Source organism: Symbiobacterium terraclitae, assembly GCF_017874315.1.
GTDB lineage: Bacteria > Bacillota > Sulfobacillia > Symbiobacteriales > Symbiobacteriaceae > Symbiobacterium > Symbiobacterium terraclitae.
This window is the reverse complement of record NZ_JAGGLG010000051.1, coordinates 1-14280: the sequence shown is the minus strand read 5'-3', so window position 1 is coordinate 14280 and position 14280 is coordinate 1. Positions and strand designations below refer to the sequence as shown.

The window sequence follows — 14280 nt, the reverse complement described above, 5'->3', positions numbered from 1 at the left end:
CCGCCTGGCCCTGGACGTGGCGATGTACGACCAGCAGGGCTGCGTCTCGCCGCACATCGCGTTCGTGGAGCGGGGCGGACCGCTCTCGCCGGCGGAGTTCGCCCGGGCCGTGGCGGACGCCCTGGCGGAACTGCAGGAGCGCATGCCGCGCGGCCGCCTCACGCTGGCGGAGGCGGCCGCCCTGCGCGGCGCCCGGGACGAGGCCGAGTTCACGGCCGACGCCTGCTTCCTGAGCACGGGCGACCTGGCGTGGGCGGTCGTGCACCACGAGCAGCCGGCCTTCCGGCCCAGCCCCCTGGGCAGGTTCCTCTACACCTGCGCCGTGGACCGGCTGGCGGACGTGGCGGATCTGGTCGCCCCCCACGCCGCCCTCCTGCAGACGGTCGCCTTCGCGGGCCCGGACGCGGACCGGCTCGCCCTGGCCGGGGCCCTGGGCCGGATGGGCGTGACCCGCGTGGCGCAGGTCGGGCGGGTCCAGGAAGTGCACCCGCTCTGGCGGCACGACGGCCGCCCCACCGCCGGCGACCTGGTGCGGTGGGTGGATGTGGAACCTGTGGCAAGCCTGGGGCTCGGGTAGACCAGTTCCTGCATCCGCCCGGGCGACCGGCCACGCCGCCCCGGACAGGCAGCCACCCGCACGGGGGAACCCCAGCCCTTTCAGTCACGCAGCCGCCGGGCCATGTCCCGCAGCATGCGGTGAATCGCCAACTGGGTCTCAGGAGACAGTGCGGACGCGTCGACGAGGTCGCGCACGAGGCCGGAGCCCAGTGCGCTCAGGCAGTGGATCTCCCAGAGGGCGCGGACGTCCGCGTCCAGGAGATCCACGTACCGCAGGTCGAACGGCTGCACCCCCAGTGCCTTCACGATCTGCCGGCTGCGGCGTCCCACCGCGGAGGCGGGGACCCCGCACGCTGCGGCCACGTCCGCCTGCGTGACGGTGCCGTCGCCCAGCACGTAACGCCGGAAGACGTAGAGCACTGCCGCCAGCCAACTCTGAGGGTTGGCCTTTCGCGGCCGGAGGGCCAGCGCGGCGTCCCACCAGAGCCGCTCGGCCCCGTCGGAGCGGTTTTCGGCGATGCGCGCATCCATGTCGCTGCACGTCCGCACCCAGGAGGCCACCTCCCGCCACCAGTCCGGAGCCCCCTCCACCGGCTGGCCATCCCACAGCACGGACAGGCCCGGGGGCGCCTGGATGCGGGTCACGTCCGCCCCGCTGCCCAGGAGGAACAGGTACCACATGATGCGCGGCCATGCGGTGCGGTAGAGGTCATTCCAGGTGGCCTGCGGGCGCTGCCGCCCGAGCAGCGCCATCTCCACCGCGAGGGCGTGGCACAGCCCGCCGGCCAGGCCGTCGGCCAGCAGGGCCGCGTGGAGGCCGAAGTGGAAGACGGACTCGGTCGGCAGCAGCCAGGTCATCACCACGTTGCCGGGCCGTACGGCGGCCCCCAGCGTTCTGGCGACAAAGGGCAGTTGATCGGGCAGCCGGGTGAGCCTGGCCTCGCGGCGGGCGACCTCCTCCACGCGGAAGAATCCCGGCACGGCGCCTTCCGTCCACGCGACCAGGGCGGCGCGCTCGGCCGGTGACAGGGATGGACCCCCCGCCATCTGCAGGGCGAGGTTGTTCCAGAGCGGAGCCATGAACTCGAAGGCCAGCCAGTCGGCCGCGAGGCGCCAGGTGTCGGGTTCCAGCTCCTCGTGCAGGCCCTCCGGGAAGAAGCGCGCCAGGCCCAGGCCCACGCCCTCGGCGGCCTCGTCGCTCTGCAGGTAGTCTCTCAGCTTCGATCGCAGCGAGCGGGCCAGACGGTCGGTGCGGGCAGACGCCAGCGAGCAGACCTTCCCGTGGCTCGATCCGCGTTGGTCGGTGCTCATGGGCTGGAACCCCCTGGACTGATGCGTGTTCTGGTAAGACTTCAACAACGCGTGCGGCTGACCTGCAGCGCTGGCAGGTCAAAACCAGATCGCACCGTATGGGTTGACTCGCTCCGCCCGGTCCGCGAGACGGGCGGCGCCAGACGGTCAGCGAGCAGGGAGCTCTCGGCGGATCGGGAAGAAGGCGGCCCACGGGGTCGGATGGCCCCGCGCGGCCGCCTTGATCAGTCTGTGATGGCGCCGCCCTCCGCGCCGGTTCCACCCCCGGACTGCAGGCGCAGCACCTCCACCCGCCGGACCGCCCGGTTGTTCTCCGGGCGGGTGTCGCCGGCGTAGTCGATCTCGGCGATGATCTCCCACACGCCGGCGCCCAGCCCCGGGATGGTACCCGGCTTGAAGGTGCAGCAGGGCAGCTGGTCGATGGTCACCTGCTGCCAGCCTCCGGCCGGGGCCGGACCGCCCGCCGCCGGCCGCGCCCAGACCCGGAGCGGCACCCGGATCTCGCTGCGGCCCAGGTTGTTCCGGTACCCCAGGTAGATGCCCACCTGGAACGGCTGGTCGGCCTCGACCTCCTGCGGCACGGCGAGCTCCACCACCGACGGGTCGTCCACGGGCGGTTCTGGCTCGGGCTCAGGCTCCCCCTCCTTTTCGCCGGTCAGCTCCGGGCCGGTGTAGGGCACGATCAGCACGTTGTTGGCCAGTCCGCCGTCCGGGCCTGGCTGGCCCTCCCGCTCGACGACCTCGGCGACCGCCCCGGCACAGCTCTTCTCCCTCAGCAGCCCCAGCGCCGCCGCCAGGCCCCGGGCGACGGCCAGCGCGCCGTTCTCCGCATGGTCCGCGCCAAGGGCGTAGACCGTGGGCAGGTCGATCACGCCGACGATCTGCCCCTCTGCCGGATCGCCCTCGGCCAGGCTCACCGTCAGCGGAACCGGGTGGGGCTTCTGAGGGGCGAGGTTGCCTGGCAGCGGCACATCCCCGAGCGGGCGGACCAGCTGTCCGGCGGCGTCGGTGAGGAACCACTGCACGGCCACCGGGCCCTGGCAGACCGCCGCGAGGGTGCGGGTGGTCAGCTCCAGCTGCAGCCGCGGCTCCAGCGCCGCCGGCTCGCCGTGCGCGAGCACCAGGGGTTCAGGCTGGTCCAGCCAGCGCAGATCGTAGGCCTCGCCGGCCCGATAGGCGACCAGCCGGCCTGTGGCCGAGCCGTCCCGCACGTAGTTGACGCCGACCAGCAGCAGCCCGTGGCCGAAGGCGGGGTCGACCCCGACGCCGGAGACCTGGGAGAAGTTGTAGGGGCCGGTGTTCGGCTCCTCACCCTCCTTCAGGAGGAACAGCCGGTCCGCCGGCGCCCGCCCATCCGGCTGGACCAGTGCGCCTCGGGCGTCGCCGCCCGTGAGGTTGCCGGTATCCAGCGCGTAACTGTAGAAGTATCCATTCACGTCGCCGAAGAGGAGCGCCCCCCGGCTCACGAGCGCCAGCGGCGCCGTGTTCATCGAGGCCTTCCGCCCGCCGTGCCGGTCCGGTGGGCCGAACTTGTGGAACCACTTGAGCGTGCCGCCGGGGCCCAGCGCCACCACCGCGCCGTCGTTGCCCGTGGGGCCGTCCCGCAGCCCGGCCCCGATGTCGCTGTAGTTGCGCAGGGTGACGTACAGGTGGGTCTCGGGGCCTGCGGGGGTCTGGCGGACCTCGACCGCAGGCTCGGTGTTGGTGAACGCGACCTTGGCGCCGATGAGGGCGGGGAGGTCGATGGAGTAGCCGGACCAGCCGTCGGGTTCGCGGCCTCTCGCCAGGGTGGCGCCCCACAGGTACCCGCGGGTGTCCAGCCAGTACGCGCTCACCCCATCAGATGTGAAGTTGCCGGCGAATCCTCCTGGACCATCCACCGTCCAGACTTGGTAAGGGCGGTAGTCGTTGTTGCGATCCAGGGCCAGGCGAATCGCGCGCCCGCCCTCGAAACCGTCGGTACCGATGACGAAGCTGGGGTTCTCCCCGTGGGGCGGTGCGATCACGGCTGAGGGAGTGATGAAGCCGCCGAACCCGCTCTCGTCCTGCTTGTGCGTGGGAGCTTCGTAGGACTGCCAACGGGGTGACCCGTCAGGTCCGTCCAGTCCCTGCACCACCCACACCTTGCCATGGCTACGGGGACAGAGCGGTCGCCCTACGGGCCGATTCTCCTCTCCGGGGTAGTTGGGTCGGTCCGCCACCACCACGACATCGCGACCCTGGTCGTGAATCACGAGGGGAGAGCCCACGATAGGGCAGCCGAGGTCCAGCTCCAGGGGGCGAAACCATCCGGCCACTGTGTGATAGGCCCAGACCCACCCGTACCCGGTTCCGAAGTAGAGAATGCCGGTCTCAGGACTGTAGGTAGGGCTAGACTGCGGGGGTATTGTCGGCCCTTCGGGGGCCCGGTTAAACTCAACCGGCAGCCTAGCAACCGGCTCGATCACCGGCGAGGCCCCGGCAATCGGGGGGCTTACTTCGTCCAGGTCTAACCTCCAGAGGTAGGCTCCGGCCAAGTGGTAAACCACCCCGTCGACGATCACCGGTTGTGCCGCACTCTCGCCCAGCGGTTGCGTCTCCCAGTACGGCGTCAACTCGATCAGCCCCGTGGGTTCGAAGACCGCGGACATACGTTGGGGAGAACCACCCTTGGTGGTCCATTCCGCGGCCAGGGCGGCATGCCAAGGGACGAGAGAGAACAGCGCCACCACCGCAACCCACCATCGCCACCGCATAGGTCGTCTCCCCCCTCAGTACCGTACGGCCCGGTTCTCCAGGTACCAACTGGGGTACTCGTACAAGGGGAAGAACGGCGTGAAGATGTGGACCTGGTAGGTACCCGACAGCCTGCCGTCATCGAGTCGGAAAATGGGTTCTGCACCCACCCAGTAGACCTTCGCCCCCATTTGCTCAGCGATGAACCGCACAGGAACCATGGTCCGGTCGTTCCGGATGACCGGCGGAGCATCCAGGGGCACCTCTCGGCCGTCCACCACCGCCACTGGTTGATCGATGGTCAGCACCACTGTGCGCTCCGGGGTGCTCACCGTCCGCTCCTCCAGAAGGAACCGGTGCCCGTTGGGCCAGTCTGCTTCGGGATCGAACAGGTCCGGGTAGTCGTACCCGGGGGCCGGGATCACCTTCATCACCTGGCGGGTAACGGCCGGAAAGTGTATCCCCACACGTCGATTGGTCTCATCCCACTCAACCTCGGCTCCCATCATCTCACTAATGAAACGGATAGGTACGCGCACACGGTTAACAGTGGTGTCTAAGTAGGCGGGTGCGTCAAACCGCTTCGACGCGTCCCCCTGATTTAGGAAAACATAAATGTTATCGGGGCTTCCGTTGCTCTCGCTGCCGTTGTCTCGCCCCAACCCGGGGTGCGACTTATCCATCCAGTACTGGTACTCGATGACCCTGCCCTCAGCTAACTTCTCCTCTTCACTCAGTTCACGCGCCTCGACGATGAACTGGATCGGCTCATATCGACAGGGCTTCAGGTACAGTCGAGTCCACCCAAACGAGCGGCCAAATACCCGCGTGATCAACTGCGTGTCGGGTACAGGATAGGCGTACACGTGCAGTGTGGTTCCACAGCCCATCCAGTCCTCACGCCAGAACCACGGGTACTCCTGCGTCCAGGCGGGCAGCGGGTCCCACACCCACCAGTCGTACCGGTCGTACATGTCCGGGCGTTCCCGAAGCACCCGCTCGACCTCGGCCTTCATCCGCTCGGACATCTCCTCGGGCGCAGGCGGCGGCGACCAGCCCTCCGGCCAGCCCGGACCTGGCTCGTAGTTCTCGGCAGGATACTCCGCGATCTCCAGTTCCGTCTCCGACGCGCCACCCGGGGAAGCCTGCAGCATCAGAGTCAAAGCCACCAGCCACGCTGCCCACCGGGCGCGCCGGGCGCGATCCCGCTTCATCCCATCCCCACTCCTCCGCAACACATTTCTCACAATACCATTACGAAACCCCTTGATTGCAGGTTCGATCGCGGGCGTCTGCGGCGGAACCGCTGCTCACGCGCCGGGGCCGTCCCGAGCCGGTGAGGCTCTCGGGACGGCCCACGCACCGGGAAGCGGTTACTCGCCAACGCCTGTGATCTCAGGCGGGAACGGAATCGGCTGGTCCCACGGCTCCCAGTACAGGCTACCCCCTACGGAGATCGCGAACAGCTCTGGTTCGGTCATGATCAGCTCAACGGAGAGGTCGGCGTGGTGCGGGGTGTTGTCGGCGTCAAACCAGTAGGAGACCTCGTACAGCCCCGCCTTGAACTGCTCGGCCGGCAAGCCGAACAGGCCGATCACCTCGGCGAACTCGGCGGACTCGGTCAGGTCCACGAGCACGGTCACGACCTGCATCTCGGTCCCCTCATAGACATGCTGTGACCGCGTGATGTTGGCCCCCATGAGGGCCTCGGTCGTCAGGCTCGCAAGGCTCGTCGGATCGGTGAAGAGATCGGCGGGGTCGAGCTCCTCCAGCGGCTTGGGGGTCCATGCCCCGGTCACGTCCTGCGCCCAGGCCTGCCCCTGGTGAACGGCCATGGCCGTGGTCAGCTCCAGGCCGCCGGCCCGGAAAGTGGTGTAGGCGAGGGCCTCGTCGGTCCCGGATCGGTACGCCTCCATGGTCATCGCCGCTTCCAGGGTTTCCAGCGCGGTTACCGCGCGCATGGTGACGTCGCCCGTGATCCGATAGCTTCCGGCCACCCACAGCTGCTCCAGCAGGGCGATGGCTTCCGGATCCACCGAGATGGCCGGGACCGCCGGCTCCTTCGGTGCGATGACCACGGTGCGGGTGGCCTCGTCCCAGGCGACATCCAGGCCGATCTGCTCGGCGACGAAGCGGACGGGGACCATCATCCGGTCGGACCGGATCGTCGGGGGCACGTCCAGCGTGATCAGGTGGCCGTTGACCAGCGCATCCGGCCTGTCGGCGGTCAGCATGATCGTCGTTTCGCCCCTGGTTAGGATAGCGGTTTGACTGGGGCCGTCCCACTTCACCTCAAAGCCCAGCGCCTCGGTCACGGCCCGCAGGGGGACCAGCGTCCTGCCCCCCTCGATCACGGGGGCCACGTCGGTCTCGATCTCCACGCCGCCCACCACCAGGCGGATCGCATCCTCCGCCTGCGCCAGGGCGGGAGCCAGCAGCACCGACAGCATCACCAACCAGGCGAGGAGACGACGCACTCGGGTTCACAGCTCCCTTCTGAAGATGCTGAGCGGATGTGTTATTCGCACCTTACTGAAGAATTTCCTTCGACCCGGGAAGACCGTCGCCCGCTGCGCCGCAGGTCTAGCCCTGGCGGAAAGGCTCCGCATTGAGCCCGGACATCACCGCGGCGTCACGGTGTGCCCGCAAGCGGTGCAGCAGACGGCCCCGGGAGCCGGAAAGCTCCCGGGGCCGTCAACATCGGTTATCGAATCTTGAACTGCGGCAGGTACTCGGCGTGGGCCGCCAGCATCTCGTCCAGCAGGGGCTTGGCCACCTTGATGCCGGGGATGAACGGGTTCGCCAGCAGAGCTCGGAGGGCGGTGTCGTAGTCGCCGGTCACGGCGGCCTCGACGGTCAGCTCCTCGTAGGCCTTCACCTGCTGCAGCAGACCCACCAGGTGCCTGGGGAACCGCCCGACGGTGATCGGCCTGGCGCCGAAGCTGCCCACGATGGCGTTGCATTCAATGGAGACGTCGTCGGGCAGGTCGGCGTTGGCGCCATTGTTCCGGATGTTCACGACGTGGACGTCCATCTTGTTGTTGTAGATGGAGTTGATCAGCTCGCACGCCGCGTCGGAGTAGTAGGCGCCGCCGCGCTGCATCAGCTGCGGGGGCTTGACGTCCAGGTTCGGGTCCTTGTAGAGCTCGAACAGCTCCGCCTCCACCCGCCTGACGACCTCGCCGCGGGTGCCCTTGCCGCCCGGGGCGGCGTCCTGCATCTCCTCGGCGAGCATCTCGTCGTGCATGTAGTAGTAGCGGTGGTAGGGGCAGGGGATGGCGTCCAGGGCCTCGAGCAGACCCTCCGGCTACCTGATCGGCCGGATGTTCCGCATCGTGAAGTTCCGGTCGTCGGCGAGGCCGGCCAGGACCTGCTTCTTGACATCCTTTCCGTCCAAACGGACGTTCAGGCCCCACACCAGATGGTTCAGGCCGGCGAAGTCGATGTCCACCCGGCTGGGATCCACGTCCAGGAGCTTTGCGATGTTCATCTTCATACCGATGGGCACGTTGCAGAGACCCATCACGTCGACCTTGGAATGCTTCAACACCGCCTCGGTGACGATGCCCGAGGGGTTCGCGAAGTTGATCAGCTTCGCGCCCGGCGCCAGCCGCTCCATCCGGCGGGCGATGTCCAGCACCACGGGGATGGTGCGGAGCGCCTTGAACATGCCGCCGGCGCCGTTGGTCTCCTGGCCGATGGTACCGTACTTCAGGGGGATGCGCTCGTCCTTGATGCGGGCCTCCAGCAGGCCGACCCGCAGCTGCGTGGTCACGAAGTCGGCGCCCTCGATGGCAGCGTCCTTGTCCTCCGTCAGCACGATGCGGATGTCCAGCCCGGCCTTCCTCACCATGCGCTGCGCCAGCGCACCGACGATCTGGAGCTTCTCCCGGCCGGCCGGGATGTCCACCAGGTGGATCTCCCGGACGGGCAGCGTGGCATGCCGAACGATAAACCCTTCAATGATCTCGGGGGTATAGCTGGAACCACCGCCGAAGATGGCGATCTTGAGCCCAGACATCGACAATCATCTCCTTGCGGTTGTTCGCCCGGGCCCGGGTGGCGAGCCGGGGCGGCGCTGGACGCATGCTACTGGCGCTCCTGCAGGCGCCTGTGCAGATCGATGATCTCCTGGATCAAGAGCTGCTCCGACATGGCCGTCATCAGATGATCCTGGGCGTGCACCATCAGCAGGCCCAGCGGGGTCGGTCGACCTGCTGCCTCGGCCTGAATGAGCTCGGTCTGGATCTTGTGGGCGACGCTGAGCTCCCGCTGGCTGTTCGCCATGCGCTGCTCGGCTGCCGCAAAGTCACCCTGCTTGGCGAGGCGGAGCGCCTCGTACGCCTCGGACCGGGCGTTACCGGCGGCCAGGATCACCTGCATGGCGACGGTTTCAACATCGACTGTGTCCAAGATGAATGCCTCCCGGGGGAACCTACCTAGTCAGCAACCGAAGGGGCGGGCCGCTCTGCTTCGGCAGCGCCGGCCTGCGCCTCCTGCCTGAGCAGCTGCCGCTCGTAGACCTTGTAGAACGGGTAGTAGATGGCGCCCGCCACGCACGCCAGGAACAGCACCAGGACGGCCGCACGCCAGTCGGCCGCGGCGATCATGGCGCCCAGCGGTGCGGGGGTGGTCCAGGGCACGTCGGCGAAGATGCGGCCCACCAGGCCCAGCTTGGTGGCGTAGTAGGCGATCACGCCGCAGATCGGCTGGGCGAGAACGAACGGGATGAACATGGTCGGGTTGAAGACCATGGGCGTGCCGAAGATGATGGGCTCGTTGATGTTGAAGATCGCAGGCAGCAGGGCCAGCTTGCCGGTGGACCTGAGCTGCGTCGACCGGGACTTGAGGTAGAAGAAGACCAGGGCCAGCGTGGCGCCGGAGCCACCGATGGTCATGAAGGCAGACCAGAACATCGGCGTGAAGATGTGGGGCATCGCCTCGCCGGCCATGTGGGCGGCGGCGTTGGCGGCCAGGTTGGCCTGCTTGAACGGGAGGATGACGGCCCGGACGGTGGAGGCGCCGTGGATGCCGACGGACCAGAGCAGCTGGGCCAGCAGCGCCGAGAAGAAGACGCCGAACGGGCTGTCGACCGCGCCCACCAGCGGCTTGAACGCGTTCATGATCATCTGCGGGAACGGCACGCCGGTGAGGCTCTTCAGCACCAGGGTGATCGGGAAGGTGAGAATGACGAGGACGAAGGCGGGAACCAGGGAGTCGAAGGAGTTGGCGATCGCGGGCGGCACGCCGTCGGGCATGCGGATCGTCCAGTTCCGCACCTTCAGGAGGCGGAGGACCTCGACGGAGAGGATGCCGGCGATGATGGCCGTGAAGATGCCGGTACCGTCGAGGTAGGTGGCCGGCAGGACGCGCCCCACCCCGTCCACGTTCAGCGCCTGCGCGGCCATCAGCAGGAAGGTCATCGCCGAAAGCACGGCGCCGTTCAGCTGGTTGAGCTTGTAGTGCCGGGCGAGGCTGTAGCCGATGCCCATGGCGATGAAGAGCGACATGATCGCCATGGTCATGTAGTAAGGCATGGAGAGGTTGAACTTGTAGGTGGTGGCGAAGTCGAGCCAGGCCCGGGCGAAGCCGCCGGTGGTCCTGTTCGGGTCGAAGGGCGGGTTGGCGATGATGAGCGAGAATCCGCCGATCACGGTGAACGGGATCGACACGATCACGCCGTCACGGATGGCCGAAATGTGCCGCTGGGTCGCAATCTTGGCGAAGACCGGCATCAGCTTGTTCTCAAGGAAGTCGAAGAACTTCATAGGCCGCTTCCTCCTACTCCTTCGTAGCAGCCAGCTTCAACGCCGTGTCGAGGACTTTCTCGCCGTTAACCATCCCGTAGTCAACCGGATTGATCACGTCCAGGGGAATGCCGGCCTCTGCGGCCAAAGGGGCCCAGTCGGCCTTGCGGAAACGCAGCTGCGGACCGACGAGGATCACGTCGAACTCCCGGTAACAGGAGTCAAATTCGGGCGCGGCGTGGGCTTCGATCTTTACGTCCAGGTTTCGGGCGGCTGCCGCCTTTTGCATCCGCTGGACCAGGAGGCTGGTCGACATGCCTGCAGCGCAAACCAGCAGAATACGCACCACGGGTTGCTCAACTCCTCAGTCGTGTTGATCTGTGACGGGGCCGCGGAAACTGCTGCGGTGCGGATCCCCCCTCTCGACGCGGTCGCCTGTGAACTCACCCCGGGGCATCAAGCAGCGAACCCGACCTCTTCTGTTAGCACGTTCCGTGCCAACGCGAGGTCGGGTTCGCAAATCGGCTTGCCAGGCGGGCTCGACGTCCCAAACCACACTGAGCGATACACAACGATACACTAGGAATACTCTTACACTTAATCTGTCGCGCACAGTGTATTGTGCAACACTTCACGTAAGCGGAACAGGTCCTCAGCGCCGAACCGGATGCGGAAGCGCTGGGCCAGGGGCGCCAAGCAACGGGCCAGGCCGGCCACCTCGGGGCTCACCGGGGCAGGGTCCTGCGCCCGGTCCCGCTCACCCGCCAGCCGCTCCACCAGGCAGGCGAGGTGCATGACGAGGCCCACGCGCATGTCGCCGGGCAGCTGGGCCCCGGCCGCGGCCGCCAGCGCGTCCACCGTGCGTGCCACCTCGGGGAAGAGGGTGTGGGGGTTGGTGAAGACGAAGTCGTCCTCGACCCCCGTGGCCAGCGTCCGGGCCAGGTCCTCCGCCGGCGGGTCATCGGCCATCAGCACCTCAGGCCCCGCAGGCGCCGCCCGGCTTTCGACCAGCGCGGCCAGGCGGTCCTGGCCTGCCTGGGTGAGGATCTCCACGCTCGCGAAGTAGGGAATCCCGGGGATGCCGGGGTTGACGGGACCCACCACCGCCAGCGGGCGCCGCCCCTGCAGGAGCGTCTTGAACATGCGCTCCCAGTCGCCGCTGGGCGGGATGCTGGTCGCCAGTACGGCCACCGAGTGGCCGCGCGCCCGCATGGCCCGCTGCACCACCTGCTGCAGCAGGGTGGCGTTCCCCTCACCGGTGAAGCAGCAGGTGATCACGGCGGACGCCTGGTTGTCGTTGCCCGCCTGCATGGCGAGCAGTCTGCGTTGCCCCTCGGCCACGGCGTCGTAGACCTCGTCCAGCGTGACCCCCGGCAGCTGCACCTGCTGGATGGCTTCGATCAGGAGGATCGTGGTGGCCATGGGCATGACCCGCACCGGCAGGCCGGTGGCGTACTGCAGCTTCTCGGCGAGGAAGGAGAGCGAACCCATGTCCACCAGCAGCATGACGCCGGCGTAGCTCTCCTGCCGGAGCGCGGTGACCAGCTTGTCCAGCACGTCGTCCGGGTTGCCGTCCAGCGGCATGTCCAGGGCGATCACGCCGACCTTCCCCGCCAGGTGCTCCGCCACGTCGGCCATCCCCTGGGCGATCCCCTGGCCGTGGCAGGCCACGACCAGGGCGATGCGGCGGGCGCCAGCGGCCTCCTCGTCCGCCCGGATGAAGAGCGTCATGTAGGCGGCCTCCCCCTCCGGCAGGCTGACCTGCAGCCGCTCAGAGAGCATGCGGACCATGGTCACGGCGGCGGCGTACTCCTCCGGGTGTTCGGCCCGGATGGGCTCCGTCGGCGGGTAGGGCACGGTCATGCCCAGGCGGATCCGCTCCAGGGCGGCGTTGATGTGCAGGGCCAGACCGAAGACCACCCGCATGGGCATCACGCGCCTGAGGCGCCCCTCGGCGTAGGCGACCGCCTGCTCCACGGCCGCCAGCACCTCGGCGTCCACGACGGCCGTCAGCTCCTGGCGGTTGGCCTCGTACCGGCGCTGCACCGTACTCAGGAACTGGCGGAAGTGGGCCTCCACGGTAGCGGTGAGGTGCTGCTGGATCGCCTCGCGGCTCTGCGCCGCCCCAGCGAGGCGCCGGGTCTCCCGCTCCATCATCTCGTAGAAGTTGGGCAGGCTGGCCTCTGGTTCTTCTGGTACGGGGGCGTCCGCCGGGTGCACCTCCATGCCCCCGGGGTAGGCAGCCAGCAGCTCCTCCATCTCGGCGTGGTGCCGGCGCACGGCCACGACCTGCCGCTTCACGTGGTCCGGCAGGACGTCCAGGCCGATGCTGACCGGCACCTTGTGGTCGTTCAGGTAGCGCAGGAAGGCCTGCGCGCAGGCCAGCTGCACGTCGCTGTTGAGCTGGCCGACGTTGCCCGGGCAGTCGTAGAGTAGCAGGTGCTGCAGGGCGTTGGCCCGGATGAGGAGGGGCACGCCCATCTTCCGGGCCTCGGCGCGAAAGGCGCGCTTCAGAAACTTGAGCCGCTCCCGCAGGGTCCGGTCGGCCAGGGAGGGCAGGTTGATCACCATCGGGATCCGGCGGGTGAAGGTCCTGAGGAGCGCCGAATCCACCCGCTCGGTCGTCGCGCAGACGATCAGCGTGCGGGAGGTCCGCTCCATCTCCGTCTCGCCGAGGCGACGGAAGAGCCCCTTGTCGATGAGCCGGAAGAGCATCTCCTGGCCCTCGGGGGGAAGGCGGTGGACCTCGTCCAGGAAGAGCATGCCCCCGTGTACATGTTCCACCAGGCCCACGTGGTCCTGGTCCGCGCCGGTGTAGGCCCCCTTCTTCACGCCGAAGAGGTGGGCCATGAGCAGCTGCGGGTTGGTGGCGTAGTCGGCGCAGTTGAAGGTGACGAACCGCGCACCGGGCTGGAACGCCCCGGCCTGGCAGGCGAACTGGAACATCAGCTCCGCGAGCCGGGACTTGCCCACGCCGGTGGGGCCGCAGATGAGGGTGTGCAGCCCGCCGCCCGGGTACAGGACCGCCGCCTTGGCCTGCTTGACCGCGGACGCGAGGCTGTCCTTCCAGCCGACGAGGGCCTGGAAGGGATCCTCCGGGGGGACTTCGTGGCCCGGGGTGGCCGCCGCCGGCGGGCGGATGGCGGGACCGGCTGCCACCGGCACGCTGCCGCCGGCGGGCCGGTAGCGCACCGGCCTGCCCGGACTCTTCTCGCGCCGGCCGGCCTTCCAAAGCGCATTCAGGTCGGCGCTCGCATTGGACCTGGCCAGCCCGAGCGCTTCGGCGACCTGCTCCGCAGTAACGCCTGCAGGGTGTTGACGGGTCATCTTCCGCACGTACTCCAGCACGCGGTCGCTGCGTCGCATCCTTGTCTGCCCCCGTTACTTGGCCCTCTGCTGTGTGGGATAGGGAAGGTCGGCGGTTGTTGAGGTACATGCTGTCTGTGACCGGCGATATGCCGGGCCGGTCTGATAACTCGTCCTGACGAAATTTAACGAATGCGACCTCTGCCGAGTCAAGACCTGATGGGCGAGGATAGCTGTAACACCCTATAACCGTGGGCCTTACTACCTACGAGCGCAGCCGCCTTTTGTGCATCTTGCCTTCTCCGCGCGCGGGTGCCGTTCTGTTGGCGGTCCTTCCCACCTAACAGCGACGCAACCCCCGGACGCAGATGCGGCCGGGGGTCAATACTGCCTGACAGTACCTCACGCAGTTCTTGCAGCGATGATCGTGGGCTTTCGTTCTACGGCAGGCGTACTGGAATGGCTGGCTGTGGCCTGGATTCTCGCACCCTATACCCTGGCCTTGATCTGGATGGCGACGATTGCCGTGTCAACGGCACTGTGGAATTGGGTCTTCGCCAAGTTTGGTGCAGGCAACGGAGACACGGGCCGTAGGATCAACCGACGATAATCCCTGCGGCGCTGACATGTACGTGTTCAAGAA

General features: G+C 67.9%; 9 protein-coding genes and 1 pseudogene. 1 reads left to right on the top strand and 9 read right to left on the bottom strand.

Annotated features, from left to right (window positions below; translation table 11 throughout):
- A partial coding sequence (locus J2Z79_RS17765) for an acyl-CoA reductase (RefSeq protein ID WP_280953797.1) occupies nucleotides 1-577 on the top strand: 577 nt, incomplete at its 5' end.
- A gap of 80 nt (nucleotides 578-657) precedes the next feature.
- Here J2Z79_RS17765 and J2Z79_RS17760 read toward each other — a convergent pair.
- The 9 genes and pseudogenes from J2Z79_RS17760 to J2Z79_RS17720 form a co-directional block, all read right to left on the bottom strand.
- On the bottom strand, nucleotides 658-1869 hold the full coding sequence (locus J2Z79_RS17760; protein WP_209468241.1) for a hypothetical protein: 1212 nt from the start codon (nucleotides 1867-1869) through the stop codon (nucleotides 658-660).
- 224 nt (nucleotides 1870-2093) lie between these two features.
- A complete protein-coding gene (locus tag J2Z79_RS17755; RefSeq protein WP_342589538.1) occupies nucleotides 2094-3986 on the bottom strand; it encodes a hypothetical protein in 1893 nt (630 codons plus the stop codon).
- A 633-nt stretch (nucleotides 3987-4619) separates the two neighbouring features.
- Nucleotides 4620-5798 (bottom strand): stalk domain-containing protein, encoded by a 1179-nt coding sequence (locus J2Z79_RS17750; RefSeq protein WP_209468239.1) that lies wholly within the window; start codon nucleotides 5796-5798, stop codon nucleotides 4620-4622.
- 159 nt (nucleotides 5799-5957) lie between these two features.
- Nucleotides 5958-7061 carry a copper amine oxidase N-terminal domain-containing protein gene (locus tag J2Z79_RS17745; RefSeq protein WP_342589537.1) on the bottom strand — a complete coding sequence of 368 codons (1104 nt, stop codon included), beginning with the start codon at nucleotides 7059-7061 and terminating at the stop codon, nucleotides 5958-5960.
- A gap of 227 nt (nucleotides 7062-7288) precedes the next feature.
- Nucleotides 7289-8605: pseudogene (locus tag J2Z79_RS17740) on the bottom strand (6-phospho-beta-glucosidase).
- A gap of 68 nt (nucleotides 8606-8673) precedes the next feature.
- The gene (locus tag J2Z79_RS17735; RefSeq protein WP_209468238.1) at nucleotides 8674-8997 is read right to left on the bottom strand and encodes a PTS lactose/cellobiose transporter subunit IIA; all 324 of its coding nucleotides are present in this window, start codon (nucleotides 8995-8997) and stop codon (nucleotides 8674-8676) included.
- Nucleotides 8998-9023: 26 nt separating this feature from the next.
- The gene (locus J2Z79_RS17730; protein ID WP_209468237.1) at nucleotides 9024-10352 is read right to left on the bottom strand and encodes a PTS sugar transporter subunit IIC; all 1329 of its coding nucleotides are present in this window, start codon (nucleotides 10350-10352) and stop codon (nucleotides 9024-9026) included.
- Between the two features lie 13 nt (nucleotides 10353-10365).
- Nucleotides 10366-10680, bottom strand: a complete 315-nt coding sequence (locus J2Z79_RS17725) for a PTS sugar transporter subunit IIB (protein WP_209468236.1) — start codon at nucleotides 10678-10680, stop codon at nucleotides 10366-10368.
- 248 nt (nucleotides 10681-10928) lie between these two features.
- Nucleotides 10929-13697: a sigma-54-dependent transcriptional regulator gene (locus J2Z79_RS17720; protein ID WP_209468235.1), complete on the bottom strand. Its 2769-nt coding sequence runs from the start codon at nucleotides 13695-13697 to the stop codon at nucleotides 10929-10931.
- Nucleotides 13698-14280: the final 583 nt, after the last annotated feature.